This is a genomic window from Streptomyces sp. NPDC046862 (assembly GCF_040704615.1).
In the GTDB taxonomy this organism is placed as follows: domain Bacteria; phylum Actinomycetota; class Actinomycetes; order Streptomycetales; family Streptomycetaceae; genus Streptomyces.
The window spans coordinates 1-26,954 of sequence record NZ_JBEYXP010000095.1; the positions used below are offsets into that span (position 1 = coordinate 1).

The 26,954-nt window shown below is 70.3% G+C and carries 25 protein-coding genes, 1 tRNA gene and 1 pseudogene; 17 read left to right on the plus strand and 10 right to left on the minus strand.

From position 1 onward, the window contains the following. The first annotated feature begins 412 nt into the window (after positions 1 to 412). On the plus strand, positions 413 to 1,165 hold the full coding sequence (locus AB0959_RS51050; RefSeq protein ID WP_366833862.1) for an MBL fold metallo-hydrolase: 753 nt from the start codon (positions 413 to 415) through the stop codon (positions 1,163 to 1,165). A 184-nt stretch (positions 1,166 to 1,349) separates the two neighbouring features. On the opposite strand, the gene AB0959_RS51055 is transcribed toward AB0959_RS51050, so the two are convergent. Beyond that, positions 1,350 to 2,600, minus strand: coding sequence for a PTS transporter subunit EIIC (locus AB0959_RS51055; RefSeq protein ID WP_366833863.1), 1,251 nt, complete (start codon positions 2,598 to 2,600; stop codon positions 1,350 to 1,352). 152 nt (positions 2,601 to 2,752) lie between these two features. Here AB0959_RS51055 and AB0959_RS51060 point away from each other — a divergent pair, with 152 nt between their 5' ends. From AB0959_RS51060 to AB0959_RS51085, 6 genes are all read left to right on the plus strand, one after another. Continuing rightward, positions 2,753 to 3,292 (plus strand): PTS glucose/sucrose transporter subunit IIB, encoded by a 540-nt coding sequence (locus AB0959_RS51060; RefSeq protein ID WP_366833885.1) that lies wholly within the window; start codon positions 2,753 to 2,755, stop codon positions 3,290 to 3,292. A 390-nt stretch (positions 3,293 to 3,682) separates the two neighbouring features. After that, positions 3,683 to 4,420: a ribonuclease PH gene (rph, locus tag AB0959_RS51065; RefSeq protein WP_366833864.1), complete on the plus strand. Its 738-nt coding sequence runs from the start codon at positions 3,683 to 3,685 to the stop codon at positions 4,418 to 4,420. A gap of 178 nt (positions 4,421 to 4,598) precedes the next feature. Then, complete coding sequence (locus tag AB0959_RS51070; protein ID WP_366833865.1) at positions 4,599 to 4,997, plus strand: hypothetical protein; 399 nt, start codon at positions 4,599 to 4,601, stop codon at positions 4,995 to 4,997. 138 nt (positions 4,998 to 5,135) lie between these two features. Then, positions 5,136 to 5,738: an RdgB/HAM1 family non-canonical purine NTP pyrophosphatase gene (rdgB, locus tag AB0959_RS51075; RefSeq protein ID WP_366833866.1), complete on the plus strand. Its 603-nt coding sequence runs from the start codon at positions 5,136 to 5,138 to the stop codon at positions 5,736 to 5,738. A gap of 239 nt (positions 5,739 to 5,977) precedes the next feature. After that, positions 5,978 to 6,817, plus strand: a complete 840-nt coding sequence (locus tag AB0959_RS51080) for a patatin-like phospholipase family protein (protein WP_366833867.1) — start codon at positions 5,978 to 5,980, stop codon at positions 6,815 to 6,817. Between the two features lie 133 nt (positions 6,818 to 6,950). Continuing rightward, positions 6,951 to 7,925, plus strand: coding sequence for a helix-turn-helix domain-containing protein (locus tag AB0959_RS51085; RefSeq protein ID WP_366833868.1), 975 nt, complete (start codon positions 6,951 to 6,953; stop codon positions 7,923 to 7,925). 42 nt (positions 7,926 to 7,967) lie between these two features. Here the strand turns inward: AB0959_RS51085 and AB0959_RS51090 are convergent, their stop codons facing one another. After that, on the minus strand, positions 7,968 to 8,423 hold the full coding sequence (locus AB0959_RS51090; RefSeq protein ID WP_366833869.1) for a hypothetical protein: 456 nt from the start codon (positions 8,421 to 8,423) through the stop codon (positions 7,968 to 7,970). Beyond that, positions 8,420 to 8,665 (minus strand): hypothetical protein, encoded by a 246-nt coding sequence (locus tag AB0959_RS51095; protein ID WP_366833870.1) that lies wholly within the window; start codon positions 8,663 to 8,665, stop codon positions 8,420 to 8,422. Before AB0959_RS51095 ends, AB0959_RS51090 begins: the two co-directional genes overlap by 4 nt. 269 nt (positions 8,666 to 8,934) lie before the next feature. Between AB0959_RS51095 and AB0959_RS51100 the strand changes: the two genes are divergently transcribed. Further along, the gene (locus AB0959_RS51100) at positions 8,935 to 9,633 is read left to right on the plus strand and encodes a hypothetical protein (protein ID WP_366833871.1); all 699 of its coding nucleotides are present in this window, start codon (positions 8,935 to 8,937) and stop codon (positions 9,631 to 9,633) included. A gap of 74 nt (positions 9,634 to 9,707) precedes the next feature. Here the strand turns inward: AB0959_RS51100 and AB0959_RS51105 are convergent. The 4 genes and pseudogenes from AB0959_RS51105 to bcp form a co-directional block, all read right to left on the minus strand. Beyond that, positions 9,708 to 9,791: transfer RNA gene (locus tag AB0959_RS51105), tRNA-Leu, on the minus strand. Between the two features lie 50 nt (positions 9,792 to 9,841). Next, positions 9,842 to 10,504, minus strand: coding sequence for an HNH endonuclease (locus AB0959_RS51110; RefSeq protein WP_366833872.1), 663 nt, complete (start codon positions 10,502 to 10,504; stop codon positions 9,842 to 9,844). Next, a pseudogene (locus tag AB0959_RS51115) lies at positions 10,501 to 11,163 on the minus strand (HNH endonuclease signature motif containing protein). Before AB0959_RS51115 ends, AB0959_RS51110 begins: the two are co-directional and overlap by 4 nt. A gap of 139 nt (positions 11,164 to 11,302) precedes the next feature. Next, positions 11,303 to 11,770 carry a thioredoxin-dependent thiol peroxidase gene (bcp, locus tag AB0959_RS51120; protein ID WP_366833873.1) on the minus strand — a complete coding sequence of 156 codons (468 nt, stop codon included), beginning with the start codon at positions 11,768 to 11,770 and terminating at the stop codon, positions 11,303 to 11,305. Between the two features lie 187 nt (positions 11,771 to 11,957). Here bcp and AB0959_RS51125 point away from each other — a divergent pair, with 187 nt between their 5' ends. Together AB0959_RS51125 and AB0959_RS51130 are read left to right on the plus strand one after the other, a co-directional pair. Next, on the plus strand, positions 11,958 to 12,287 hold the full coding sequence (locus tag AB0959_RS51125) for a DUF3618 domain-containing protein (protein WP_366833874.1): 330 nt from the start codon (positions 11,958 to 11,960) through the stop codon (positions 12,285 to 12,287). Between the two features lie 82 nt (positions 12,288 to 12,369). Further along, positions 12,370 to 12,711, plus strand: coding sequence for a co-chaperone GroES (locus tag AB0959_RS51130; protein ID WP_366833875.1), 342 nt, complete (start codon positions 12,370 to 12,372; stop codon positions 12,709 to 12,711). A 157-nt stretch (positions 12,712 to 12,868) separates the two neighbouring features. Here the strand turns inward: AB0959_RS51130 and AB0959_RS51135 are convergent, their stop codons facing one another. Beyond that, positions 12,869 to 15,427, minus strand: coding sequence for a transglycosylase domain-containing protein (locus AB0959_RS51135; RefSeq protein ID WP_366833886.1), 2,559 nt, complete (start codon positions 15,425 to 15,427; stop codon positions 12,869 to 12,871). Positions 15,428 to 16,698: 1,271 nt separating this feature from the next. Between AB0959_RS51135 and AB0959_RS51140 the strand changes: the two genes are divergently transcribed. The 4 genes from AB0959_RS51140 to AB0959_RS51155 all read left to right on the plus strand — a co-directional run bounded on the left by AB0959_RS51140 (position 16,699) and on the right by AB0959_RS51155 (position 20,638). After that, entirely contained in the window at positions 16,699 to 17,499 is an 801-nt protein-coding gene (locus AB0959_RS51140) for an ABC-2 family transporter protein (RefSeq protein ID WP_366833876.1), read from the plus strand. Further along, a complete protein-coding gene (locus tag AB0959_RS51145) occupies positions 17,492 to 18,340 on the plus strand; it encodes an ABC transporter permease (RefSeq protein WP_366833877.1) in 849 nt (282 codons plus the stop codon). Before AB0959_RS51140 ends, AB0959_RS51145 begins: the two co-directional genes overlap by 8 nt. A 66-nt stretch (positions 18,341 to 18,406) precedes the next feature. After that, positions 18,407 to 19,492 carry an ATP-binding cassette domain-containing protein gene (locus tag AB0959_RS51150; RefSeq protein WP_366833878.1) on the plus strand — a complete coding sequence of 362 codons (1,086 nt, stop codon included), beginning with the start codon at positions 18,407 to 18,409 and terminating at the stop codon, positions 19,490 to 19,492. A 123-nt stretch (positions 19,493 to 19,615) separates the two neighbouring features. Next, the gene (locus tag AB0959_RS51155) at positions 19,616 to 20,638 is read left to right on the plus strand and encodes a DUF1707 domain-containing protein (RefSeq protein WP_366833879.1); all 1,023 of its coding nucleotides are present in this window, start codon (positions 19,616 to 19,618) and stop codon (positions 20,636 to 20,638) included. Between the two features lie 151 nt (positions 20,639 to 20,789). Here AB0959_RS51155 and AB0959_RS51160 read toward each other — a convergent pair whose 3' ends face one another. Then, positions 20,790 to 22,121: an SGNH/GDSL hydrolase family protein gene (locus tag AB0959_RS51160; protein ID WP_366833880.1), complete on the minus strand. Its 1,332-nt coding sequence runs from the start codon at positions 22,119 to 22,121 to the stop codon at positions 20,790 to 20,792. A 486-nt stretch (positions 22,122 to 22,607) separates the two neighbouring features. Between AB0959_RS51160 and AB0959_RS51165 the strand changes: the two genes are divergently transcribed. The 3 genes from AB0959_RS51165 (at position 22,608) to AB0959_RS51175 (ending at position 26,118) form a co-directional block, all read left to right on the plus strand. Then, positions 22,608 to 23,870, plus strand: a complete 1,263-nt coding sequence (locus tag AB0959_RS51165; RefSeq protein ID WP_366833881.1) for a DUF445 domain-containing protein — start codon at positions 22,608 to 22,610, stop codon at positions 23,868 to 23,870. Positions 23,871 to 24,072: 202 nt separating this feature from the next. After that, positions 24,073 to 25,581, plus strand: a complete 1,509-nt coding sequence (locus AB0959_RS51170; RefSeq protein WP_366833882.1) for an MFS transporter — start codon at positions 24,073 to 24,075, stop codon at positions 25,579 to 25,581. Positions 25,582 to 25,653: 72 nt separating this feature from the next. Next, a complete protein-coding gene (locus AB0959_RS51175; RefSeq protein WP_366833883.1) occupies positions 25,654 to 26,118 on the plus strand; it encodes a hypothetical protein in 465 nt (154 codons plus the stop codon). Positions 26,119 to 26,152: 34 nt separating this feature from the next. Here the strand turns inward: AB0959_RS51175 and AB0959_RS51180 are convergent, their stop codons facing one another. After that, positions 26,153 to 26,710, minus strand: a complete 558-nt coding sequence (locus AB0959_RS51180; RefSeq protein ID WP_366833884.1) for a protease — start codon at positions 26,708 to 26,710, stop codon at positions 26,153 to 26,155. Positions 26,711 to 26,954: the final 244 nt, after the last annotated feature.

Genomic DNA, 26,954 nt, shown 5'->3' on the forward strand with positions numbered 1-26,954 from the left:
TCACAACCCACCCACCCCCGCACCCACCCACCCCCGCGCCCACCCACCCCCGCGCCCACCCACCTCCGCATCCACCCACCCGGGGGCCTGGGGCGGAGCCCTCAGGGACAGGATGGGACGGGTAGGGGCGGCGGGGGCGAGACACCCCGGGGCATCGCGGGCGATACCGGCGCACCCCCACCCACCCCCGCCCCACCACACACCACCCCGCCCCACCCCAATCCCCACGCGCCCCACTTCCAGCCGAACCGGTGACAGCACAGGTGAGTTCGCCCACAACAGCCCCGGCTGGAGGAGCGACCGGACCTTTTGCGCCTTACGCTCGACGCACCGCACGACCCTCGTTCCGCCCCCGTTCCGCCCCCCCCGTTCCCGTCGCCCACCACCTGCCAGCGCGGAGGTCCCAGCTCTTATGAAGCTCACCGTCGTCGGCTGCTCAGGGTCGTTCCCGTCCGCGGAATCGGCCTGCTCGAGCTACCTCGTCGAGGCCGACGGCTTCCGGCTGCTCCTCGACATGGGCAACGGCGCCCTGGGCGAGCTGCAGCGCCACTGCGGTCTCTACGACCTCGACGCGATCTTCCTCAGCCACCTGCACGCCGACCACTGCATCGACATGTGCGCGTACTTCGTGGCGCGCTACTACCGGCACGAGGGCGGCCGCTGCGACCCCATCCCCGTCTACGGACCGGAGGGCACGGAGCAGCGCCTGACCACCGCGTACGCCGACACCCCGTCCGCCTCCTCCATGAGCGAGGTCTTCGACTTCCACACGGTCAAGCCGGGCACGTTCGAGATCGGCCCCTTCACCGTCCACACCGAGCGGGTCGCCCACCCCGTGGAGGCGTACGGCATCCGCATCGAGCACGGCGGCCGCACGCTGACGTACTCCGGTGACACCGGCATCAGCGACGCGCTGGAGGAACTCGCCCGCGACGCCGACCTGTTCCTGTGCGAGGCCGCGTTCACCCACGGCAAGGAGGACATCCCGGACCTCCACCTCAACGGCCGCGAGGCGGGCCAGACGGCCGCCCGCGCCGGAGCCCGCCGCCTCGTCCTCACGCACATCCCGCCGTGGACGGACCCCCAGGTCAACCTCGCGGACGCCCGCGCGGTGTACGAGGGCCCGGTGGAACTGGCGGCACCCAGGGTGTCGTACGAGATCTGAGCGGTCTGAGCGGTCTGAGCGGTCTGGACGGTCTGAGCACGCGGCGAACCGCGACCGCGTAGGCTGGACGCCGAAGGCCCCCGGAACCACCTGTCCTGGTCCCGGGGGCCTCTCTTCATTCCGTACCGCGGTCCGTACTGCGGGCCGTGTACTACGCGGTCCGCACCGCGGTACGGAAGACCTGTCACGCCTTGGTGAGGTCCTCGACCTCCTCCTCGGGCTCGCGGCCCGGGGTGGGGAGGTTGAAGCGGATGATCGCGAAGCGGAAGGTCGAGTAGTAGATCGCGGCGAAGACCAGGCCGATCGGGATGATCATCCAGGGCTTGGTGGCCAGGCCCCAGTTGAGGAAGTAGTCGATGGCGCCGGCCGAGAAGCTGAAGCCGTGGTGCACGCCCAGGGACCAGGTGACGGCCATGGAGACGGCGGTCAGCAGCGCGTGGATCACGTACAGGACCGGCGCGATGAACATGAACGAGAACTCGATCGGCTCAGTGATGCCGGTGACGAACGAGGTCAGGGCCAGGGAGACCATCAGACCGCCGACGGCCTTGCGGCGCTCGGGGCGGGCGGTGTGCGTGATGGCGAGGGCGGCGGCGGGAAGGGCGAACATCATGATCGGGAAGAAGCCGGTCATGAACTGGCCCGCGGTCGGGTCGCCGTGGAAGAAGCGCGGCAGGTCGCCGTGCCACACCGCACCCGAGGCGTCCTTGAAGGAACCGATCTCCTGCCACGCCACGGTGTTGACGAACTGGTGCATGCCCACGGGGAGCAGCGCGCGGTTGATGGCGCCGAAGATGGCCGCGCCGAACGCGCCGAGACCGGTCATCCACTCGCCGAAGTTGGTGATGACGTCACCGATCGGCTCCCAGACCATGCCGAAGAAGACGCCGACGGCGGTGCCGATGAAGGCCATCAGGATCGGGACGAGACGGCGGCCGTTGAAGAAGCCGAGCCAGTCGGGGAGCTTCGTGCGGTGGAAGCGCTGCCAGGTGACGGCGGCTATCAGGCCCATGACGATACCGCCGAGGACCTTGGGGTCGTTGTAGGTCGCGGCGACGTCAGCACCCTTGGTGACCTTGGCCTCCGTGATGGGGAACGCGGTCAGCACGTTCTTGTAGACCAGGAAGCCGACCAGCGCCGCGAGGGCGGTGGAGCCGTCGGACTTCTTGGCGAAGCCGATGGCGATGCCGACGCAGAACAGCAGCGGCAGGTTGGCGAAGACGGCGTCGCCGGCGGTGGCGAAGACCGAGGCGACCCGGTTCCAGCCGAGGCCGTCCGCGCCGAACACGTCCGGCTGGCCGAGGCGCAGCAGGATGCCCGCCGCCGGCAGCACGGCGATCGGGAGCTGAAGGCTGCGGCCGACCTTCTGCAGGCCCTGGAACAGACCGGAACCCCACTTCTTGGCGGGGGCCGCCGTGGCGCTGGCGGTGCTCATAGTTCCTCCATGTGCATACCGGTGCTGCCGGGGACGGGACGGTTGAACAGAAAGCAAACGGGGAGGGCAGCAACCGTGTGGTCTACACCACTGATTGGTGTAGACCTGTTGTAGCACGGCGAGGGCGGGATAAGGAACCCGTAAGTCCTGTGATGGACGCGTTGCGCTCTGTGGTCGTTTTCGGCGGTCGGAAAGTCGTCCGAATCGCCGCGAATCGGCCGTCCAGGGGGGTGGGTTGGCGGTCGAGGAGTCCAACTCGCCGCTCCCGCCCACGCCTTCGGCCCCTCCTCGGCCCCGCCCTCCTGGCCCTCCTGTCGCCTGCCCGGCTCCTCGGGGCGGAACACCTTTCGGCGTTCCCGCAGGTGACCGGGACGGCTTGGCGGGCCACGGTTCCGTGGTGTAGACCAGTTGGCGAAGGGTTGCGCTGCGACGAAGCGGCTCGGATCAGGGAGAAGGACATGGCGACCAAGGCTGAGAAGATCGTTGCCGGGCTCGGCGGCATCGACAACATCGAAGAGGTCGAGGGGTGCATCACCCGGCTGCGGACCGAGGTCGCGGACGCCGGCCTGGTCGACGAAGCCGCACTGAAGGCCGCGGGCGCGCACGGCGTGGTCAAGATGGGCACGGCGATCCAGGTCGTCATCGGCACGGACGCGGATCCGATCGCGGCGGAGATCGAAGACATGATGTGAGCCCGAGGCCCGGGCTTTGTGAACCCGGGTCCGGGTCCGGGCCCACGGCCGGGGTCACAGCCACGGCTACGGCTGCCGTGAAAGGCGCAGCCGTGGTGGTGGGCGCGGCCACGGGCATGGCGCGGCCGCGGTGGTGGGCGCGGCCACGGACATAGCGCGGTCACGGGCGCGGCGACAGTGGCGGGCGCGGTCGCGGACGTAGCGCGGTCACAGTGGCGGGCGCGGCCTCGGACATAGCCGCGGCCGCAGTCACGCCCACGGCCGCGGGCACCGTCATGGCCACGGTCGTGGCCGGCTCCAGGGGGCGGGCGGGCCGAACGACGGGGGTGGTCCGAGGGGTTCCTTCCGTCGTGGGAGGGGCCCCTTCCATATGCGGCTAGGCTCGTCGCCATGTCTCGAATCGACGGCCGTACGCCCGAACAGCTCCGCCCGGTCACCATCGAACGCGGCTGGAGCAAGCACGCCGAAGGCTCCGTCCTCGTCTCCTTCGGTGACACGAGGGTCTTCTGCACCGCCTCCGTCACGGAAGGCGTCCCGCGCTGGCGCAAGGGCAGCGGTGAGGGCTGGGTCACCGCGGAGTACTCGATGCTGCCCCGCTCCACCAACACCCGCGGCGACCGCGAGTCCGTCAGGGGCAAGATCGGCGGCCGTACCCACGAGATCTCCCGCCTCATCGGCCGCTCGCTCCGCGCGGTCATCGACTACAAGGCGCTCGGCGAGAACACCATCGTCCTCGACTGCGACGTGCTCCAGGCCGACGGCGGCACGCGCACGGCGGCCATCACGGGCGCCTACGTGGCGCTGGCCGACGCGGTGGCGTGGGCGCAGCGCAAGAAGCTGATCAAGGCCGGCCGCCAGCCGCTCACGGGCACGGTCTCCGCGGTCTCCGTGGGCATCGTCGGCGGCGTCCCCCTCCTCGACCTCTGCTACGAGGAGGACGTGAAGGCGGAGACCGACATGAACGTCGTCTGCACCGGCGACGGCCGCTTCGTCGAGGTCCAGGGCACCGCGGAGGCCGAACCGTTCGCCCGCGACGAGCTCAACGCGCTGCTCGACCTGGCGGTGTCCGGTTGCGCGGATCTGGCGGCACTGCAGCGGAAGACGCTTGATACGGTCCTGGAACGGTAAAGGGCGTACCAAGAAAGGCCCGCGTCGTGAGCAACCACGGCGCACCTCTCTGGCGTCCCTACCGGTACGGGCGTACGGGACACCGCCGTACGCCCGGCCGATATCCGAACCGATGCGAATCGATCCGAACCGCACCGCACGGGGGGCCGTCAGGCCCGAAAGCCAGGAGGACAGTTCCATGGCCGCGAGCCGCCGCCGACGTCGTACGACCATCGCCGCCGCCATAGTGGCGGTCGCGCTGACGACCGGTCTTACGACGGGGTGCGACGCCGTCAACAAGGCCCTGGACTGCGTCCAGACCGCCGACGCCATCGCCGACAGCGTCACCGACCTCCAGCAGGCGGTCGAGAACGCGTCCAACGACCCGACCCAGATCGACGAGTCGCTCAGCTCCATCGACAAGAACCTCGACAAGATCGGCGACAAGACGGACAACGCCGACGTGAACAAGGCCGTCGACGACCTCCAGAAGGCCGTCACGAACGTTCGTGACTCCGTGAAGAACGGGGACGAGACGCCGGACATCTCGCCGATCACGGACGCGGCGGGGGAGTTGACGAAGGTCTGCACGCCGTAACGCTCTGCTGGGTGGGCGGGAACTTCTCGTCTGCCGGGTGCCTGTTGGTCGTTGGGCGCGGGTTTGTTCGTGGCTGGTCGCGCAGTTCCCCGCGCCCCTTTCAGGGGCGCCCTCAGCGCTTCTCGGTACTGTGTGGCCATGACGCGCCTGATCCTCGCCACTCGTAACGCAGGAAAGATCACCGAGTTGAGGGCGATCCTCGCCGAGGCCGGGCTCGGGCATGAGCTCGTCGGTGCGGACGCCTACCCCGAGGTGCCCGACGTCAAGGAGACCGGCGTCACCTTCGCCGAGAACGCGCTGCTCAAGGCGCACGCCCTGGCGCAGGCCACGGGCCTTCCCGCGGTCGCCGACGACTCCGGTCTGTGTGTGGACGTCCTGAACGGCGCCCCCGGCATCTTCTCGGCCCGCTGGGCCGGCCGGCACGGCGACGACCGCGCCAACCTCGAACTGCTGCTGGCCCAGCTCGGCGACATCGCCGACGAACACCGCGGCGCCCACTTCGCGTGCGCGGCGGCCCTCGCCCTGCCCGACGGCACCGAGCGAGTGGTCGAGGGACAGCTGAAGGGCACTCTGCGCCACGCCCCGGTCGGTACGAACGGCTTCGGCTACGACCCCGTCCTCCAGCCGGAGGGGGAGAGCCGGACGTGCGCCGAGCTGACGCCCGAGGAGAAGAACGCGATCAGCCACCGGGGGAAGGCGTTCCGGGCGCTGGTGCCGGTGGTGCGGGAACTGCTCGGCTGACCGACAGCGCGCCCCGTCGAACACGATGAAGGGCCGGCCCGGGAGGAAACCCCTCCCGGGCCGGCCCTTCCGTGTGTCTGTCCGTCTGTCCGTCTGTCCGTCTGCCTGTCTGTCTGCCTTCGCTGCGGGCTTTCGCGTCTCACGGAAACGTGGACCACTCCCCGTTTAAGTGGTGCACGTGCTAGCGTCGGGTGACCGGAAACGGGGACAGGTCCCCGCTAGTGAGAGGCTGGGGCGGCGTGGCGGACACGGCACTGGTGTTGGGCGGAGGCGGGCTGACCGCGTACGCGTGGCAGGTCGGGATGCTGGCCGGGCTGGCCGACGAGGGAGTGGACCTCGGCGGCGCCGACGTGTTCGCCGGCACGTCGGCCGGGGCGCTGCTGGCGGTGGAACTGGCGAGCGGGGCAGCGCCGGCTGACCTGTACGGGGAGCAGGTCAGCCGGACGCGGGCCATGCTGGACGTGGACTTCACCCTCGCCATGACCGTCAAGTACCTGTGGGCCGCGCTCGGTTCGCGCGATCCGCAGACCATGGTCAAGCGACTGGGCAGACTCGCGCAGTCCGTGCGCGACGTGTCGGAGTCCGACGTCTTCGACGCCATCGGCCCCCAACTACCGGTTCAGGAGTGGCCCGAGAGGCCCGTACGGCTGTTCGCGGTGGACGCCCTCACCGGCGAGCCGACCGGCTTCAGCGCCGACAGCGGAGTCGACCTGGTACGGGCCATGTCGGCCACCTGCGCCCTGCCGCCGCTGTTCCCGCCGATCACCATCGGCACGGGACGCTGGATGGACGGAGGAGTGCGTTCCACGGCCAACGCCGACCTGGTGCACGACTGCCGACGCGTCGTCGTGCTGGCCCCGATCCCCAAGGGCCCGGGAGCCGCCCCGAGCACCTCCGACCAGGTGGCCTCCCTGGTCGCGGGCGGAGCCAGGGCCGCCCTGCTGGTTCCGGACCGGGCGGCCCGCCGCGCCTTCGGCCGCAACCCCCTGGACGCGTCCCGCATCCCCGGAGCGGCCCGGGCGGGACTCCGGCAGGCGGCCGAGCACGCCGAACGGATCCGCGCCGTCTGGCACGGCTGAGCCCCGTTTCCACCGAGGTTCCGTTCCCTGCCGACTCCACACCGCCCCGCCGAACCCCCGGCGCCAACGTGCCGTTGGGAGCCCCCGCCTATGATTACTGGTCAGTTGCGGAGGAGGAGCCCACGGGGGACGGATGATCCAGACGGTGTTCCAGAGCGACGCCCTGCCGCCGGCGGAGCGACTGGACCGCTTCAACGACTTCCATGTCAACAGCTGCCACCCCATGCGCGCGACGAGCCCCGACCCGGAGGGCTTCGGCGCCACGGTACGAGCAGTGGACCTCGGGACCATGGACGTCGCGGAGATGCGCTGCTCGCCCTCCGAACTGCACCGCACCCCCCGGCTGATCCGACAGGCCGACCCGGAACTGTGCGCGGTGCTGTTCGCCCGGGGCGGGGAGCTCGGAGTGATCCAGGGCGGCCGGGAGACCACGCTGACCGGGCAGGACTTCGCCCTGTGCCACAGCTCGCGACCGCTCGGCGTACGGATCACCGGCCCCGGACCGGTCACTCTGATCCGGGCTCAAGTGCCCCGCGCAATACTCCAGTTGACCGACCGGCAGACGGACCGGCTGGTCGCGACACGCATGTCCGGGCAGGAAGGCATGGGGGCCCTGCTCACCCAGTTCCTCAGCGGCGTGACGTCCGGCTCCGCCTCCTACCGCCCCGCCGACGTCGCCCGGCTGAGCACGGTGGCCCTGGACCTCCTGACCGCGACCCTCGCCCACCACCTCGAAACCGACCCCAGGACACCGGACGAGTCCCGTCAGCGCACCCTGCTCCCGCGCATCGAGGCGTTCGTCCAGGCCAACCTCCACGACCCGAACCTGTCCCCGCAGACCATCGCCGACGCCCACCACATCTCCGTCAGCTACCTGCACCGCCTGTTCCAGACCCGCGACACCACGGTCGGGACACTGATCCGCCACCAGCGTCTGGAGCGCGCACGCCGTGACCTGACCGATCCGCGGCTACGGGACACCCCGGTCCACCAGATCGCGGCCCGCTGGGGCTTCAAGGAGCACGCCGCCTTCACCCGCATGTTCCGCGCCGCATACGACACCGCGCCCCGGGACTACCGCCACCAGTCCCTAGGCCTGCCGGCCTAGAGGACGGCGCAAGCATCCGGGGCGAGCCATGCCACCACGCCGCTACCAGGCCGGCCGTGGGTCCCGGAGCTCGCCGGGTGTCTGCTCGGGCAGAGGACGTCCCTGGTCCGTCCGCAGCAGGTACCCCGGGTCCGGCGGGAACTCGTCGTCCCGCGGAGCAGGCTCATGGAACCGCTCCGTACGGGGGAGAGCGACCTCCACCAGCCTGCCGTCATGGATCATCCACAGACCGAAGCAGTCGTCGTCCTGGTCATGGATCAGCACCTGCACACTCTCCGGACGGGGCCAGTCGAGCGACTCCAGATGCCGCAGCAACCCGGTTCGCGACCGCATGCGCTCGAACTCCACGGCCCATCCCGCGCCGAAGGACCCGCCCCACTGACTCTCCACCCGCACGAACCTGCCCCGCCAGGTACGCGTTTCATCGTCCCGGGTCAGAGGCTCCATCACCTCGTGCGCGTCCAGTGCCAGCACGATGACCTCCGCGAATCTGCTCATGGGGAAGTATCCGCACGCACCCGCCCCCCCCCGGGCCGACAGATGTACGGTTCGCGACCGGTGCCCGGACCAGTGCATGCCTTGGCCAGTGCCTTGGCCAGTGCCTTGGCCAGTGCCTTGGCCAGTGCCTCGGCCAGTGCCTCGGCCAGTGCCTCGGCCAGTGCCTTGGCCAGTGTCCTGTGCTCGATCCGCCATCCGTCCGGCCGGGCGGTGTCACTGGCCTGTGCTTCACTCCCGGTCATGGCAGAACAGGAGTTGCTCGCGGCGATTCACACTCTGGTGGCGCTGGACCAGGGGGACCTGATGTGCGACCAGGCCGGTCACGGGGCAGGTCACATGTGCCTGACGGCAACGGCAGACGACGGCATCGACCCGCTGGACTTCGGCGACGTCCTCAGCGGCCGGTACGGAGGGCCGCGCAATCTGGTCGCGGACGGGTACGCCGATCCCACGGTCACCGAACGAACCGGGGCGCCACTCCTCGCCCCCTTTGGAAGGCCGGCTCCTCCGGATGCGCGCGTGGACGTACGCCGACCGATGGATCGGCTGCGGGACGGTCCGCGTCGACGGCGACGGCGACGGCGACGAGCGAACGGTCGTCCTGGTCGCCGAGCGGGCCACGGAAGAGTCCGACGGACTACCGGGACCATCGGGGCTACCGGAGGACGCTTCCTGGGTGGACCGAGTCGTCGCCGTCACAGGGTGGCCCCGGGAACGGGCCGACGTGATCGACTGGACGCCGGCCGAGACGCGCCTCGGAACGGTGCTGCCCGGTGACTACAAACATCTGGTCGAGCGATTCGGCTACGGAGCCTTCGACGGCTGGCTCAGTCTCCTGCTCCCGGACGCGCCGCCCGGCGGCCTCGACATCGTCGGCTTCAACGAGTTCTGGGCACGGTCCGCAGGACCGGACGGAGACGGCCCGTGGGAGCCGTATCGCCTGTATCCGGCGCCCGGTGGCTTGCTGCAGTGGGCGAGCACCGAGCAGAGAACGTCGTTCTACTGGCTCACCGAGGACTCCGACCCCGACCGTTGGCCCATCCTCGTCACAGGCGAGACCTACACCCACTGGGACCGCTTCGACGGCTCGACCGCCGAGTTCGTGCACCGCCTCCTCACCGACCCCCAGCACCCTCATTCCACGGCCCGCTACTTCGACAGCCACTGGTTCATGACCTATGAGATCCCGGAGCGGGAAAGCGACCGATGACGCTGCCGGCTGTGGGGGCGAAGGCGACGAAGGGCCACCCGGTATTCCTTGGGTGACCCTTCGAATCAAAGGTGTGCGGCGGAAGGGATTCGAACCCTCAAGCCCGATCAGGGGCCACAGATCCTAAGTCTGCTGCGTCGCCGTTGCGCCACCGCCGCGAGCCGCCTGCCATCGTACCGGGCAGGCGGCTGGGGACGAGCCAGGGCTTCTACCTCGTGGGCGTCTGGCGCCTCCTGCCTCCTCTGCACCAGGTGCTGGTGATCGCGTGGCAGTTTGGGCACAGCAACCGCAGGTTCTCCCTCCGGTCGTCGCTCCAGTCCCCGTTGATGTGATCGACTTCCAGCGTCATCGGTTGACCGCACCATCCGGGACCGGTGGCGCATCTGGCGCACCGTTCGGGTACGCCGATCTCGCGGAGCGCTCTACGAAGCTGCGGAGTCCTCGTCCGGTGCTTTCCTTCGTGCTGCACGAGGATGTATTCCGGTCGTTTGACGGGGTTGGTGCTCGGCTTCCCACGCCGATGAGCCTGGCCCAGAAAGTGGGCGGTCGAGAGGTGCTCCACAGCGATCCATTCACGCAACATCGCGCGCTGGCCGCCGTTGTCGGGGCGGCCGAGACGGCGCAGCACCTCTGCGATGGAGACCGACTCTGCGACGGCAGCCCGCAGCTCGGCCTGCGAGGGCCTGGGGCGCCTGCCGCAGGGGCGGAAGTGCGAGATGTCGATGCCGAAGCGGCTGAACCGCTTTTTGAGGTATCCGCGGAGATAGCCATACGGCCGGGTCCCGAAGAAGGCGATGACCTCATCAATGTCGGAACACTGCGCGGCGGCTTCGGCCAGTCGTTCTCGGGTGTACCGCACACCGCTGGTCATGAGGCTCGCCCCATGGTGCGCCCCTTGCTGCGGCCTCGATAACTGTCCGTCGTGGAATGGCAGTTGGGGCATAGCAACCGTAGGTTCTCGAATCGATTGTTCCGCCAGTTGCCGTCGATGTGGTCGACCTCAAGCGTCAGCGGTTCCCCCAGTCAGACCGCTTCGACTCCGCACAGGGCGCAGCGCTCCTCCACGCCCAGTTCACGCATCGCTCGCTTGAGGCGACTGCTCGGGACACGCGCAGCGTGTGCCGACGTGTCCTCGACGAGAATCTCTTCGGCAGTCCGTCGGCGCTGGTTGTACCGCTGGCGCTCCGTGCGGACCATCGGCGTGAAATGCGACGTGTCGATGCCGTAGGTCTTGATGCGTCGGGAGATGTGGGTGTGGTGCCCGCCCACCGGGTCGATCCCGAGCCGCCGGAGGACCTCGTTCACGCTCGTCGACTGAGCGACCACGGGCTCGAGGATTTCCTTCGTCCATTTGGCACCCTCGCGCTCGAAGTGCGAGACATCCACTCCCAGGTTCCTCATCCGCTCGAAGACGTAGCGTCGCTTCCAGCTCTTCGGATCCACCCCCAACCTCTCCAACGCCTCCGACAACGTCCGCGCCCCCCGAGCAGCCTCCTCGAGCCGCTCCTTGGTGTAGACACTCGCCCCCATCGATTCCCCTCCGGTCCGGCCGCGTGTTCGCGTCCTCGTACGGAGTGACGAACCGTTTATCGGACGGTCACGCACGGAATGCGAAACGGCCCGTACCGGATCGTGCCGGTACGGGCCGAGGGCGCTGGAACTATGAGGCTCAGATGCCCAGGTCCTTGATGATCTTCGCTACGTGACCCGTCGCCCGCACGTTGTAGAGGGCCCGCTCCACCTTGCCCTCCTCGTCCACGACGATCGTGGAGCGGATGACGCCCATGTACGTCTTGCCGTAGTTCTTCTTCTCGCCGAAGGCGCCGTAGGCGTCGAGGGCCTTCTTGTCGGGGTCCGCGAGCAAGGTGACCTTCAGGGACTCCTTCTCGCGGAACTTTGCGAGCTTCTCGGGCTTGTCGGGGGAGATGCCGATGACCTCGTAGCCGGCGCCGGCGAGGAGCTCCAGGTTGTCCGTGAAGTCGCAGGCCTGCTTCGTGCAGCCGGGGGTCAGGGCCGCCGGGTAGAAGTAGACGATGACCTTGCGGCCCTTGTGGTCGGCCAGCGACACCTCCTTGCCGTCGGCGTCCGGCAGGGTGAAGGCGGGGGCGGTGTCCCCGGGCTGGAGTCGCTCGCTCATCGGACTGGTCTCCTCGTGCGCACTGCGGACAGTGGATAGCGGATGGTGGTCAGCGGATGACAGGTGTCGGATCCGAGCGTAATAGGGGGTCCTGACACTGTGGCGCGCCATGGAGCTGACAGACTGTCCGTGAAGAGCCCGCGGGCGGAGCCCGCAGGTGGGGACGCGGCGACACGGAGGCAGCGCGGTGGCGGACACCTCGGACAGCAGGACCCCGGCGCAGATCGAGGCGGACATCAAACGCCGCCGCGAGACGCTGGCCGACACGCTCGACGAGATCGGCGTCCGGGTGCACCCGAAGACGATCGTCGGCGACGCCAAGGCCAAGGTCGTCTCGAACATCGACCACACGCTCGGGCGGGCCTACGTCGGTGTGAACCGCGTGGTCACCGACGTCAAGGGTCAGCTGGTGGGCGAGGACGGCGCACCCCGGCTCGAACGCATCGTGCCGGTCGCCCTCGTCGTGGTCGGAGTCGTCGGGCTGCTCGCCCTCGGCACGCGGCGCCGCAAGGGCTGATTCCGGACGTGTGGCGTGGCCGGCGGGGCCCGGGGTCGGCCCTCCTGCGTACGACGCGCGCGAAGGCAGGTAGGTTCGGGGTGTGAGCGAGAAGACCCAGCACGACAAGTTGCCCATCCGGATGCTGCACGACCGTGTGCTCGTGCGGCAGGACACCGCCGAGGGCGAGCGGCGCTCCGGCGGGGGCATCCTGATTCCGGCGACGGCTGCTGTCGGCAAGCGCCTGGCCTGGGCCGAGGTCGTCGCGGTCGGACAGAACGTACGGACTGTGGAGCCCGGCGACCGTGTGCTGTTCGACCCGGAGGACCGTGCCGAGGTCGAGGTCCGGGGTGTCGCGTACGTGCTGATGCGTGAGCGGGATCTGCACGCCGTGGCGGCCGACCGGTTCGAGGGTTCCGAGGACTCGACGGGGTTGTACCTGTAGCTGTTCCAGCCGCCCACCTGTTCCAGCCGCCCACCTGTTCCACCTGTTCCGGCTGTTCCGGCTGTTCCGGCTGTTCCGGCTGTACTCCAGATGTGCGGAAGGGGCTGGTGACCACGGTCACCAGCCCCTTCCCGTGTCCCGTCCGCCCGGACGGGCGCTAGAAGCTCAGGTCGGGACTCGCGCCCCCTCCCCCTCCTCCTCCGTCGCCCGCGCCACCGTCGCCGGTGCCGCCGTTGTCGGTGCCTGTCGTGGCTCCTCCGTCGCCCGTGCCGCCGTCGCCGGTGCCGCCGTTGTCCGTGCCGGCCGTGGGCGGGGTGCCGGTGCTGCCCCCGTCCGTGGGCTCACCGCCGGTGGCGCCTGCGTCCGTGCCCGGGGTGCCGGTGGAGCCGCCGTTGTCCTGGCCGGACGTCTGGCCCTGGGTGTCCTCGTCGCCGGTGGCGCCGCCGTCGTCCTCCTCGCCGGGGGTGCTCGGCTCGCCGGCGGGGGTGCTGGGCGGGACCACGACCACGTCGGCGCCCTCCTGGAGCTCCAGGTCGAATTCGTTCACCGGAGTTCCCTTGAGGGCGTCCTTGGTGAACTGGGCCCAGATCTGCGCGGGTGCGCCACCGCCGTTGATGCGCTCCAGGCCCATGGCGCCGTACAGCGACTTGTGCGCGCCGCTGACGGGGTCCTGGCCCATGACGGAGACCACGGTGGCGAGGTCGGGGGTGTAGCCGGCGAACCAGGCCGCCTGGTCCTCCTCGGCGGTACCGGTCTTGCCGGCCGCCGGGCGGCCCGCCGCCTGGGCCTCCGTGGCCGTGCCGCTGTCCACGACGGACTGCAGGACCTTCGTGGTCGTGTCGGCCGCCTCACGGGTGACGACCTGCTCGACGTTCTGCTTGGGCAGGCCGATCTCCTCGCCGTCCTTGGTGATCTTGGCGACCAGGGTGTACGTGCCGTGCTTGCCGTGGTTGGCGAGCGTCGCGTACGCCTCCGTCATGTCCAGCACGCTGGCGGTGGCCGTGCCGAGGGCGATGGACGGGTACGGCGCCATGTCCGGGGTGGACTCCGGGAGGCCGAGGTCGATGGCGGTCTGCTCGACCCGCTGGGGGCCGACGTCGACGGCCATCTGCGCGTACACCGAGTTCACGGACTTGTCGGTGGCCTGGCGGACGGTGATGTCGCCGTAGGAGACCTGGTCCTCGTTCTCGGGGGCGTACGCGCCGCCGCTCCAGCCCTGGACGGGGCGCTTGTTGGTGCCGTCGTAGATCGTGTTCGGGGTGATCGGGGTGCCGCTCTGGGTGGCCGAGTCGTTCTGGACGGCGGAGGTGAACACGAACGGCTTGAACGTCGAGCCGACCTGGTAGTCACGGCGAGTGGCGTTGTTGTAGTACTGCTTGGTGAAGTCGATGCCGCCGTACATGGCGAGCACCTTGCCCGTCTTCGGGTCGATGGAAGCGCCGCCGACGCGGACGTACTTGTCGACCTTGCGGTTCTTCTTGTCGAGCTGGTCCATGACCTGGTCGTCGACCGCCTTGACGAAGGCGTCCTGCTTGGTCTTCTGGATGGTGGTCGTGATGCGGTAGCCGCCGGCGCGCAGCGTGTCCTCGTTGATGACCTTGTTGTCGTAGAGGTACTGCTTGACCGCCTCGACGAGGTAGCCGCGCTGGCCGGACATGCCCGCCGAGACGACGGTCTGCTTCGGGGTGGGGAACTCGGTCTTCGCCCGCGCGGACTCCGACAGCCAGCCCTCCTTGACCATGCCGTCGAGGACGTACTTCCAGCGGGCGACTGCGGCGTTCTTGTTCTCGGGGTGCGCGATGACGTCGTACTCGCTGGGGGCGTTCAGCAGGGACGCCAGGTACGCCCCCTGTCCGGCCGTGAGCTCGTCGGCGTCGACGCCGTAGTACGCCTGGGCGGCGGCCTGGATGCCGTAGGCGTTGCGGCCGAAGAAGCTGGTGTTGAGGTAGCCCTCCAGGATGTGGTCCTTGCTCTCCTCCCGGTCCAGCTTGATCGAGATGAAGAACTCCTTGATCTTGCGGGTGGCGGTCTGTTCCTGCGCCAGGTAGTAGTTCTTCACGTACTGCTGGGTGATGGTCGAGCCGGACTGCTTGCCCTTGCCGGTCGCCGTGTTCCAGGCGGCGCGGACCATGGCCTTGGGGTCGACGGCCGACTCGGTGTAGAAGTCGCGGTCCTCGGCGGCCAGTACGGCGTGCTGGGCCGGCTTGGAGATCTGCGCGAGTGACACGTTCTCGCGGTTGACCTCGCCGTCGCGGGCGAGCTGGCTGCCGTCGGCGTACAGGAAGACGTTGCTCTGCTTGATCGCGGCCGCGTTCGCCGGCGGGATCTGGACCAGGTTGTAGCCCAGTACGAACAGGCCGATCAGCAGCAGGGTCCCGAACAGGAAGGTCCCGAGCACCATGCGCCAGGTGGGAACGAGTCGCCGCAACCCGGTGCGTTTGCGCTTGACCCGCGTGGCCTTCTTCCCGGACGCCTCGGGCGCCCCGGCGGCGGCTGCGGCGGCGGGGGTGGCGGCACCCTCGGCAGGGCCTGCGGCCGAGGTGGGGATGACGGCCGTGCGGGGGCCGTCGTCCGGGGGCACCGCGCGGAGTTGACGGGTGGCGTCGTCCGCTGGGGCGCCGGGGATGTCGGGGGTGCCGGGGGCGTCGGGTGCGTTGCCCGGCGTGGGGCCGGGGCCCTTGCCGGGTGCTCCGCCCGCCGCCGATCCGACGGGCATGCCCGCACCGGCACCCAGGGCCGGGCCCGGCGTCTTCGGGCGAGGGCCGCTGCCGGTGGTTTTGCCTGGTCCGTTGTTCGGTCGGTTGTCCGGTCGGTTGTCCGGTCCGTTTTTCGGTTCGTTGTCCGGTCCGTTGTCGGGGGTGACGGCGCGGAGTTGGCGGGTGCTGTCGTCCAGGGGTGCGTCGCCCGACGTCGGGCCGGGGGCCTTGCCGGGCCCACCGGCGGAGCCCGCTCCGGAGATCGCCGCGGCACCGCCGCCCGTCGGTCCGGAGGTCTTGCGGGCGGTGCTGTCGGGCCTCTGTCCGGTGGCCTTGCGGGGGTTGGCGCCGAGGGTCTGGCCGGTGGATTTGGCAGGGTCGTTGGCAGGGCCGTTGTCGGGGCCGTTGTCGGGGGTGACGGCGCGGAGTTGGCGGGTGCTGTCGTCCAGGGGTGCGCCGGGCGCGCCTGCTGCGCCGGGTGCGTCGCCCGGCGTCGAGTCGGAGACGGCAGGTGTGGGACGGCGGCCCTTGCCCGCGTCGTTCCCTGGTGCGTTGCCCGAGGCGGTGCCGGGACCCTCGGAGGCGGCCGGGGAGCCGGCCTTCTCCGAGCCCTTGCCGGGGCCGCCGGCGGTCGCCCTCGACGTGCCGCCAGGGGTGCCCGAAGCCTTGTCGGTACCGCGCGGCGCGCCGCCCGAAGTGTCCGAGCTCTCACCGGGGCCGTCGGAGGCCGCACCGGCCGCACCGGCCGCACCGGCCCCACCGGACCCGGTGGCCTTCTTCGCGTCCTCCGCGCCCTTCGCGCCCTCGCCGGGTTCGCCGGGTTCGCCGGGTTCGCCCGAGGGTGCCCCGGAGTCGTCTGGAGCCGTGGCGGGGTCGTCCGCCCCGGAAGGCCCCGGTCCCTTGCCGGAGGCGCTGTTCGAAGGCGTGGCGGGGTCCCCCTGGGGGGACCGGCGCCGGGCGGGGCCCGGTTCCGGCTCTCTGGGGGCCCAGCCCTGGCGGTCCTGCTTCGGCTGCGGCTCGTCGCTCATGGTGCTGCCATGCTCCTGTTTCGCGTCGTACGTTCCCGTACGCCCTCGTACGCCTTCAACGCCCCCACCTGAAGACTGTTGCACCACCTGTTCCGTTCCCGGCGCGCGGCACACGCCGCCCCGGGAAAACACGTGGCACGCCTCTCCACCCGCGCACTAGGCTTCTGCGCTTGTGCCCGAACCGGACTCGACCGGCCTCGACCGGACCCGACCGGCCTCGTGGTGCTCTCGGCACAACTCTTCACAGCGGATGGAGGTTCCTCGTGGGGACAGGGCGGTTGTACGCCGCTGTCGCCGCCGGTGGCTTCAGGCGGTACGCGACGTATCGGGCGGCCACCGCGGCGGGGGTGTTCACCAACACCGTCTTCGGCTTCATCCTCGCATACACCTACATCGCCCTCTGGGCCGAGAAGCCCCATCTCGGTGGCTACGACGAGGCCCAGGCGCTCACCTACGTCTGGTTCGGCCAGGCGATGTTCGCGGTGATGGTTCTGGGCAGCAACGGCTTCGAGGCGGAGCTGATCGAACGTATCCGCACGGGTGACATCGCGATCGACCTGTACCGGCCCGTCGACCTCCAGGGGTGGTGGCTCGCCGCCGACACGGGCCGCGCCCTCTTCCAACTGCTGGGACGCGGCGTCGTCCCCATGGCCTGTGGCGCGCTCTTCTTCGATCTCGCCCTGCCCGCGGACCTGTTGACGTGGGTCGCCGCCTTCGTCGCGATCGCTCTCGGGACGGTTGTCAGCTTTGCGATCCGGTACGTCGTCGCGTTGTGCACGTTCTGGTTGATGGACGGCGCGGGTGCGATGCAACTCACGTGGCTCAGCGGGATGTTCTTCTCCGGGATGCTGCTGCCGCTGAACGTCTTCCCGGGCGCGCTCGGCGATGTCGCCCGCGTCCTGCCCTGGTCGGCGCTGCTCCAGGCGCCGGCGGACGTCCTGATGGGGGAGGCGGACCCGCTGGGCACGTTCGCCTTCCAGGCCGCCTGGGCGGTCGTCCTGCTCGCGGCCGGGCGCCTGATCCAGTCGGCGGCGACACGGAGGGTGGTGGTCCAGGGTGGCTGAACCGGGAGCGTATGGGCCGTATGGGCCGTACAGCCGACTGCGCGAAGGGTTGCGCGCCTATCTGATGATCGCCGCCATGTGGATCCGCTCCACGATGGCCTACCGCGCCTCCTTCGCCATGACCACCTTCGGTAACTTCGCGGCGACGTCCTTCGACTTCATCGCGATCCTGCTGATGTTCTCGCAGGTCGACGAGCTCGGCGGCTACACCATGCCCCAGATCGCCTTCCTCTACGGGGTGGTCGGTGTCGCCTTCGGGCTCGCCGACCTGATGATCGGCTCCATGGACCGGCTCGGAACCCGCGTCCGCGACGGCACGCTGGACACCCTGCTCGTGCGCCCCGCGCCGGTGCTCGCCCAGGTCGCCGCGGACAAGTTCGCCCTGCGCCGCCTGGGCCGGATCACGCAGGGGGTGCTCGTCCTCGGGTACGCCGTCGCCGTGCTCGACATCGCCTGGACCCCGCTGAAGGTGCTGATGGTCCCGATGATGCTGCTCAGTGGAGGGCTGATCTTCGGGGCGGTGTTCGTGGCGGGCGGCGCCTTCCAGTTCGTCGCGCAGGACGCGGCCGAGGTGCAGAACTCGTTCACGTACGGCGGCGCCACCTTCCTGCAGTACCCGCCGACCGTCTTCGCCAAGGAGCTGGTGCGCGGCGTGACCTTCATCCTGCCGCTCGCCTTCGTCAACTGGGTGCCCGCGCTGTACGTGCTGGGGCTGCCCTATCCGCTCGACCTGCCGACCTGGGTGGCGTTCACGCCGCCGCTGGTGGGGGCGGGCTGCTGTGCGCTGGCGGGGCTCGCCTGGCGCGCGGGACTGCGTTCGTATCGGAGTACGGGGAGTTAGGGGAGCCGGGCACACGTGGACATGGACGGTACGGACGGCTTGGACGGCTTGGGCGGTAGGGGCGGCATGGAAACCACGAACGACGTGGGCGCCATGAACGGTGGCGAGGGCGAGGGCGAGGGCGAGGGCGAGGGCGAGGGCGACGGTGACGGCGCGGACCGTCACTTCATCGAACTCGACCGGGTCGAGAAGGTCTTCGACGTCCGCAGGAAGACCGGCTTCCTGCGCAGTGAGCGGCGTGAGGTGAGGGCGGTCGACTCGATCTCCTTCACGGTGGCGCGCGGTGAGATGGTCGGCTACATCGGGCCGAACGGCGCCGGGAAGTCCACCACCATCAAGATGCTCACCGGCATCCTCACCCCGAGCGGCGGCCGGCTGCGGGTCGCCGGCATCGACCCCTCCCGTCAACGCAGCCGCCTCGCGCACCGCATCGGTGTCGTCTTCGGGCAGCGCACCACGCTGTGGTGGGACCTCCCGCTGATCGACTCCTACCGGCTGATCCACCGCATGTACCGCATCCCGGACGCCCGTTACCGCGCGAACCTCGACCGCTGTGTCGAACTCCTCGAACTGGGCGACCTGTTGGACGTCCCCGTGCGCCAGCTCTCCCTCGGTCAGCGGATGCGCGGCGACATCGCGGCCGCGCTGCTGCACGACCCGGAGGTGCTCTACCTCGACGAGCCGACCATCGGGCTCGACGTGATCAGCAAGGCCAAGGTGCGGGAGTTCCTGCGGGACCTGAACGCCGAGCGCGGTACGACCGTGCTGCTCACCACGCACGACCTCCAGGACATCGAGCAGGTCTGCCGGCGCGTGATGGTCATCGACCACGGCCGGCTCATGTACGACGGCCCGATCGCCGGGCTGCACGAGGTGGGCGACAGTGAGCGGACCCTCGTGGTCGATCTGGAGCGGGAGCTGCCCCCGATCGAGGCGGCGCCCGCGCGGGTGGTGAAGGTGGAGGGCCCGCGGCAGTGGCTGGCCTTTCCCGCGTCCGAGTCGGCGGCCCCGCTGGTGGCGCGGATCGCGGCGGAGTATCCGCTGGTGGACCTGTCCGTGCGGGAGCCGGACATCGAGGCCGTGATCGCGACGATGTACGCGGAGCAGGCGGTCGCCCGGCGGGCGGGCGAGGCGGAGGAGACGGTGTCGTAGCCGGTGCGCGGGTAGGCCGCGGGTAGGCCGCGGGCAGGCAGGGCATAGGGGAGCAGGGGCTGTGGCCGAGCTGTGGGGGCGGTTTCGTAGCCCGGCGGGCGGGTTGCTCGTAGGCTGGCCTTCATGACCGACGCTGCGTCTTCCGGGGGAAGTGACGATCAGCGGCTGACGCCGCGGGCGCCCGTGCCCCCCGGTCCCGAAGTCCCTTCCTCCGACAGTCCTCCCTCCTCCGACAATCTCCCCTCCCCCGACAGCCCTCCCTCCTCGGACAGCCTCCGCGCCTCCGACGCCGACCGAGAACAAGTCGCCGAGCGGCTGCGGGACGCCATGGCTGAGGGCCGTCTCGACATGGAGGAGTTCGAGGAGCGCCTGGAGGCCACGTACAAGGCCCGTACGTACGGCGAGCTGGCGCCGATCACCCGTGATCTGCCGGGGGCGGGCGCCGTGGCGCCGCCGCCCGTGTCGATGGTCAAGGAGCCCGCGCAGCAGGGGAGCTGGGCCGGGCGGATCGTCGGCGGGGAGGGCTCGTCCACCTGGGGTGTGGCGGTCATGTCGGGCTTCGAGCGCAAGGGCCGCTGGACCGTGCCCAGGCAGTTCAACTGCTTCGCGTTCTGGGGCGGCGGCAGCATCGACCTGCGTGACGCGGACTTCGCCGACCGCGAGGTCACGATCAACTGTGTGGCGATCATGGGCGGCATGGAGATCATCGTGCCGCCCGGCGTCGAGGTCGTGGTTCGCGGCCTCGGGATCATGGGCGGCTTCGACCACAGCGAGGAGGGTGTCCAGGGCGACCCCGGCGCGCCCCGCGTGATCGTCACCGGGTTCGCCTTCTGGGGCGGTGTCGGCATCGAGCGCAAGCTGCCCAGGGCCGAGCGGCAGCGCCTGAAGGAGGCCCGCCGCCAGGAGAAGCTGGAGCGCCGGGAGGCCCGCAGGGAACTGCACGCCTCGCGCCATGACGCCCTGCACGATCGGCATGATCCGCGCGATCTGCGCGATCTGCACGACGTCCACCGTGAGGCGTTGGAGCAGGTCCGCGACGCCCTGGACGAGCACCGCGAGGCCCGCCGGGAGGAACGCGAGATCCGCCGCGAGGAGCGGGAGGCCCGCCGACAGGGCCGGGAGAGGCGCCGGCGCGGGGACTACTGACCCGGACCACCGACCCGGACCACCGACCCGGACCCGCTGACCAGGAAGTCCGCGGGGCCGGGAAGGCGGTACGCCTCTCGAAGAACGCCCCGAAAACGTCCCGAAGAACGTCCCGAAGAACGTCCCGAAGAACGTCCCGAAGAACGTTTCCTCAGAGCTCGGCCGGCGCCGCGCCCTTCAGGCTCTTCAGGTCGAAGACCTCCGCCATCCGCGCGTACCCCTTGTCGCTGGGGTGGAGGTGGTCGCCCGAGTCGTAGTCGGACCGCAGCCGGCGCGGGTTGTACGGGTCGCGGAGCGCCTGGTCGAAGTCGACGTACGCGTCGTACACGCGGCCCGCGCGGATCTGGGCGTTCACGGCCTCCCGTACGGCCTCGCGGTCGTCGCGGTAGCCGCGGTGGCCCTGGAAGGGCATGAGGGTGGCGCCGACGACGCGCAGTCCGAGGGCGTGGGCCTGGGCGACCAGTTTGCGCTGCCCGGCGAGGATCGTCTCCGGGTTCACGCGGCCCGGGTTGCGCAGGATGTCGTTGACGCCGAGGTCGATGACGACGGCCTTGACGCCCGTGCGGCCGAGCACGTCGCGCTGGAAGCGGGACAGGCCGCTCGGGTTCTCGGCGGGGCGGCCGAGGCCGGCGGCGAGGATCTGGTTGCCGCTGATGCCCTGGTTGACCACGCTGTAGCGCGGTACGTCGTCGGAGCCGGCGGCGTCGCGCAGTCGCTGGGAGAGGACGTCGGGCCAGCGGCGGTTGGCGTTCACGGTCGAGGTCACGCCGTCGGTGAGCGAGTCGCCGACCACGACGACCGTGCCGTCCGACTCGTTGCTGAGCACGTCCAGCGCGGTGACGTAGCGCCAGTACATGGTCTGTGTGGTGTACGGCTCCCCGGTGACGTCCTCGGTGTGGTCGCCCTCGGCCGTGTACGAGATCTGGCGGGCCTGCGGGTGGTAGGTGACCGGGCCGGACGGGGTGGGGGAGTAGGTGGTCACGAGCACGTCGGTGTTCGGCGGCACCGTGACGCGTACGACATCACTGAGGGCCTGCTGGCCCGGCTGGATGACGATCGAGGGGTTGCCGCCGAAGGTGAGACGGCGCATGCTGTCGGCTGTCGCGGCCGGGTTGTTCGCGGCGGAGGCCACCGCGAGGGAGGCGTGTGTGACGCTGAGCGGCTGCTGGCCGTAGAGGTTGGACAGCGTGATGCGGGCGCTCGTACCGCCGGTGCTGGTGTGCACGACGTTGCGGACGGAGCGGCCCGCGAGGCCGTTCGTCTCCGTGCCGGGCTCGCCGCCCACCGGGGCGGCGGACCATGCGCCGACCCAGGTGCCGGTGGAGGCGGGAGCCGCCGGGTTGTGCGGGGTGCTGCGGCCGCTTGCGAACGTCTTCGTCTCGTGGCTGTCGTCGAAACCGACGCCCACGTATATGGCGGCCGATACGGCCACGACCAGTGCGCAGATGGCGGCGAGCAAGGCATAACCGTGACGCTTGGTCATGCGGTGCGTTTCTCCTCGGGCGAAGGGAGCCCGAGGCTCCGATGTGATCACTCCATGATGCGTCATGGGGCAGGGGAGACTCGCCAGGACCCCCGTCGATTCCCCCGACCGGACAGACGCCGGGAACTCCTGTTCCGTTCCAGGAGTCGTTCAGAAAAAGGTCACACAAGCGTCACACCGTCGCTGAGCGGCCGGGAAGGGACAATGGGGTATGGGGGACATGACCGGGTGGAGTGAATGAACGGGACGAATCCGAACATGCCGCACGACAAGGGCAGGCCTTCCCTGCCCGGAGGGCCCCTGCCCGAGAACCCATCGGCCGAGAGCACTGTGTCCAAGGACACTTTGTCCCAAGGCGCTGTGTCCACCGCGGCTCCCCCGGAGGGGATACCCGCGGAGGACGGGGCTTCGGCGAGCGGACGCTCCGAGCGCGGCGCGGCCCCCCTTGGCGGCAGGCCTCCCACCGCCACGCCCTCCTACCGCACGATGACCACCTTCAGCCCCGCCGACGAGGAGAAGCGCCGGGGCGTGCGGCAGATGAAGATCACGGCGACCGGGCTGCTCCTCTTCGTGGCGCTCGTGTACGTGCTCGCCGAGTGGGCCTCGAACGCGGGGGCCGGCCCCTGGGCGGGCTACGTGGCCGCGGCCGCCGAGGCCGGAATGGTCGGCGCGCTGGCGGACTGGTTCGCCGTCACCGCCCTCTTCCGGCACCCCATGGGCCTGCCGATCCCGCACACCGCGATCATCCCCAACAAGAAGGACCAGCTCGGGCTCTCCCTGGGCGAGTTCGTGGGGGAGAACTTCCTCTCGCAGGACGTCGTACGGCAGCGTCTGCGCGCCGTGGGCATCGGCAGCCGCCTCGGCGCCTGGCTGGCCGTACCGGACAACGCGGACCGCGTCACCGCCGAGCTCGCCACCGCGCTGCGCGGCGCCCTGACCGTGCTGCGCGACTCGGACGTCCAGGCGGTGGTCGGTGAGGCCGTCACCCGCCGCGCCGACGCCCAGGAGATCGGGCCCGGACTCGGCAAGATGCTGGAGAAGATCGTCGCCGACGGCGGTCACAAACGCGCGGTCGACCTGATCGTCGCCCGCGCCCAGACCTGGCTGATACTCCACGACGAGCAGGTCATGGACGCCGTACAGGGCGGCGCCCCCGGCTGGACCCCCCGTTTCGTCGACAAGAAGGTCGGCGAGCGCGTCTACAAGGAGCTGCTCCGCTTCGTCACCGAGATGCGCGACTCGCCCGCGCACCCGGCCCGCGGTGCCCTCGACCGCTTCCTCACCGACTTCGCCTCCGACCTCCAGTCCGACACGGACACCCGCGCCCGCGTCGAGCGGCTCAAGGGTGAGGTGCTGGGCAGGGGCGAGGTCCAGGACGTCATCGCGTCCGCCTGGACCGCCGTACGATCCATGATCGTCTCCGCCGCCGAGGACGAGCGCAGCGAGCTGCGGCTGCGCGTGCGGGCCTCGCTGTTGTCGCTCGGCGCCCGTATGGCCACCGAGACGAAGATCCAGGGCAAGGTCGACGGCTGGGTCGAGGATGCCGCCGTCTACGTCGTCACCACCTACCGGCGCGAGATCACCTCGCTCATCACGGACACGGTCGCGAGCTGGGACGCCGGGCACACGACGAAGAAGATCGAGGCGCACATCGGTCGTGACCTGCAGTTCATCCGCATCAACGGCACGGTGGTCGGCTCCCTGGCCGGCCTGCTGATCTACACGGTGGCACGGATGTTCGGGGCGTAGGGGCTTCCTCCCGGGGCGTAACTCCCGGGCGTACTCCTGGCATGGTCCTGGGGCGTAACTCCCGGGCGTACTCCTGGCATGGTCCCGGGCGTACTCCTGGGGCTGCCCCGGGCGACCCCCGGGGTGTAACGCCCTGCCTCCAGGGAGTGAACCCACCGACTCGGGGGACCCGGCTCGGGTTCGCTCGACGAGGAGGGGGCCCATGACATCCGCGCAGCCCGCGCAGCCCGTGCAGTCCGCGCAGTCCGAGACCGGCCGTACCGTGACCACCGACCTGCCCGCCCGTCTCGACCGTCTTCCCTGGTCACGCTGGCACTGGACGATCGTGATCGGACTGGGCACCGTCTGGATCCTGGACGGGCTGGAGGTCACGGTCGTCGGCAACATCGCCGGCCGGCTCTCGGAGGAGGGCAGCGGACTCGCCATCTCGTCGGCGCAGGTCACGGGCATCGCGGCAGCGCTGTACGTGGCGGGGGCCTGCGCGGGAGCGCTGTTCTTCGGGCGCATGACGGACCTGTTCGGCCGCAAGAAACTCTTCATGGTCACGCTCGCGGTCTACCTCGCCGCCACCGCCCTGACGGCCGTCTCGTTCGAGGCCTGGTGGTTCTTCGTGTTCCGCTTCCTGACGGGCTTCGGCATCGGCGGCGAGTACGCGGCCATCAACTCCGCGATCGACGAACTCATCCCCTCCCACTACCGCGGCCGCGTCGACATCGTCATCAACGGCAGCTTCTGGCTGGGCGCGATCGGGGGCTCGCTCCTGTCGATCCTCGCGCTCAATGAGGGCCTCTTCCCGGCGAACACCGGCTGGCGCCTCACCTTCGCCCTCGGTGTCGTCCTGGGCCTGGTGATCCTGCTCGTCCGGCGCAACGTCCCGGAGAGCCCCCGCTGGCTGCTCATCCACGGCCGGGAGGAGGAGGCGGAACGGCTCGTGGCGGAGGTGGAGGCCAAGGTCGCCGCGGACACGGGGCGCCCGCTGCCCCCGGCGACCCAGGAGATCACCATCCGCCAGCGCACGAGCATCGGCTTCGGCACCATCGCCCGCACCGTCCTGTCCACCTACCGCAAGCGCGCCGCCCTCGGCTTCTCCCTCTTCATCGGCCAGGCCTTCCTCTACAACGCGATCACGTTCGGCTTCGGCGCGATCCTGACCACGTTCTACGACGTCTCCACCTCCGACACCGGCTACTACTTCGCGTTCATCGCGGCCGGCAACTTCCTCGGCCCGCTGCTGCTCGGCCGGCTCTTCGACACCGTCGGCCGCCGGGTGATGATCTCGTCGACGTACCTGCTGTCGGGCGTCCTGCTCTTCGGCACGGCCTGGCTCTTCGACCGGGGCTCGCTGAGCGCGACGACGCTGACGGTCTGCTGGTGCGTGGTGCTGTTCTTCGCCTCGGCCGGGGCATCCAGCGCGTACCTGACCGTCTCGGAGGTCTTCCCCATGGAGACCCGCGCGATGGCCATCGCCTTCTTCTACGCCATCGGCACGGCGGCGGGCGGCATCACCGGACCGCTGGTCTTCGCCGACCTCACCGAGTCCGGTGTCGTAGGCGACACGGTCCTCGCGTTCCAGATCGGCGCGGCCCTGATGTGCGCGGCCGGCCTGGTGGCGGCGGCTCTGGCCGTACGCGCGGAACGGCGCTCGCTGGAGGACATCGCCCGCCCGCTGTCGGCGACGGAGGCGTCCGCCGGCGCCCGGACCTCCGCCTGAGTACATCTGAGTACGTGTCTCTGAGTACGAGTACTCTGTCGGGCCGCCCTCGCGCGCGAAACCCTCGTACGCATGACCGAGAAGCTGTTTGGCCCCCTGCGCACGCGCCCCTGGCCGGAACGCTGGCTGACCCGCCTGCTCGGCGCCACTCTGGCCGTGGCCGTGTATCTGCTCTGTCTTCCGTGGGACCTGCGCAACCGCGTCGAGTTCCCGGGCTCCCTCAGCGAGACCACTCCGGCGGCCGGGCCGGCCCTCGCCGTCCTCGGCGTCGCCCTGGTCGCGCTGGCCGCCTACTTCGGCCACCGGGACGCCCTGGCCTGGCCGCTGCTCGTGGTCGCGGTACCGCCGGCCACGCTGATGTACGTCTCCTTCCGCAGCCACCCGGAGCCCCCGGACGCGGGAGTCTGGCCGCTGACCTGGGCCTTCTTCACGCTCGTGATCGCCGCGGGCGTCCTGGTCGCGGCCTCCGTGGCCCGGGGGTTCCGGTCGGAGACGGTGGAGGAGGGCTGGGTGACCGGGGCGCAGGGCTCGTCGTGAGCGGGTCCCCTGCTCCTGGGTCGGGTACGTGCGGTCAGGCTCCCGTGGTGGAGCCCGGCCGCACGATCATGAGAACGGTGACCACGGCCCAGAGCAGGTTGAAGATCCCGGTGAACATGGCGAGCTGAACCGTGGTCCTGGGGTTGAGGGCGGTGACGGGGGCCGCGGCGGAGGTGGTGTCGGCAGGGGCAGGGGCAGGGGCAGGGGCAGGGGCAGGGGCCGGGGCCGGGGCCGGGGCAGGGGCAGGGGTCTTTGTCAGCCCCTCGAGGATCTCCTCCTGCCGGGGCAGCACCAGCACGACCAGCACGATCGCCGCCGCCACCGTCAGCGCGATCGACACGATCAGCCAGGGGTCACCCATCACGCCCATGGCCCCCGCCGTGGCCAGCCCGAACACGGGCACGGCGATACCGAGGCCCGCGTACACCCTGCAGATCCGGTGCAGCAGCCGCACGGACGACAGGGCCCGTTCACTGCCGGCCTCGGCCAGCGCCTGCCGCGCACTCGGCGGGAACATGCTGGCCGCGACGGTGACGGGGCCGATGGCGACGATGGCCGCGATGACGTGGAGGGAGAGGAGCAGCTTGGTCACGGGGTGACGGTACGGGGGTGCGAGGGCGCGTGGAAGCGGCGGGATTGCCATGGGTCAACGGATTCTCGCCAGTCGGCCGACCGCCGTGCGTGCAGTGGGGGCCCGTTGCCTCGCCCCCGCCGCCCCTACCCGTCCCACCCCCGGGGGCGCTGCCCCTTCGACACGGTTTTCAGCGGCGCTGGGAACTGCACGGCTTTCAGGGGCGCGGGGAACTGCGCGACCAGCCCCACCCCACCCCCCCCCC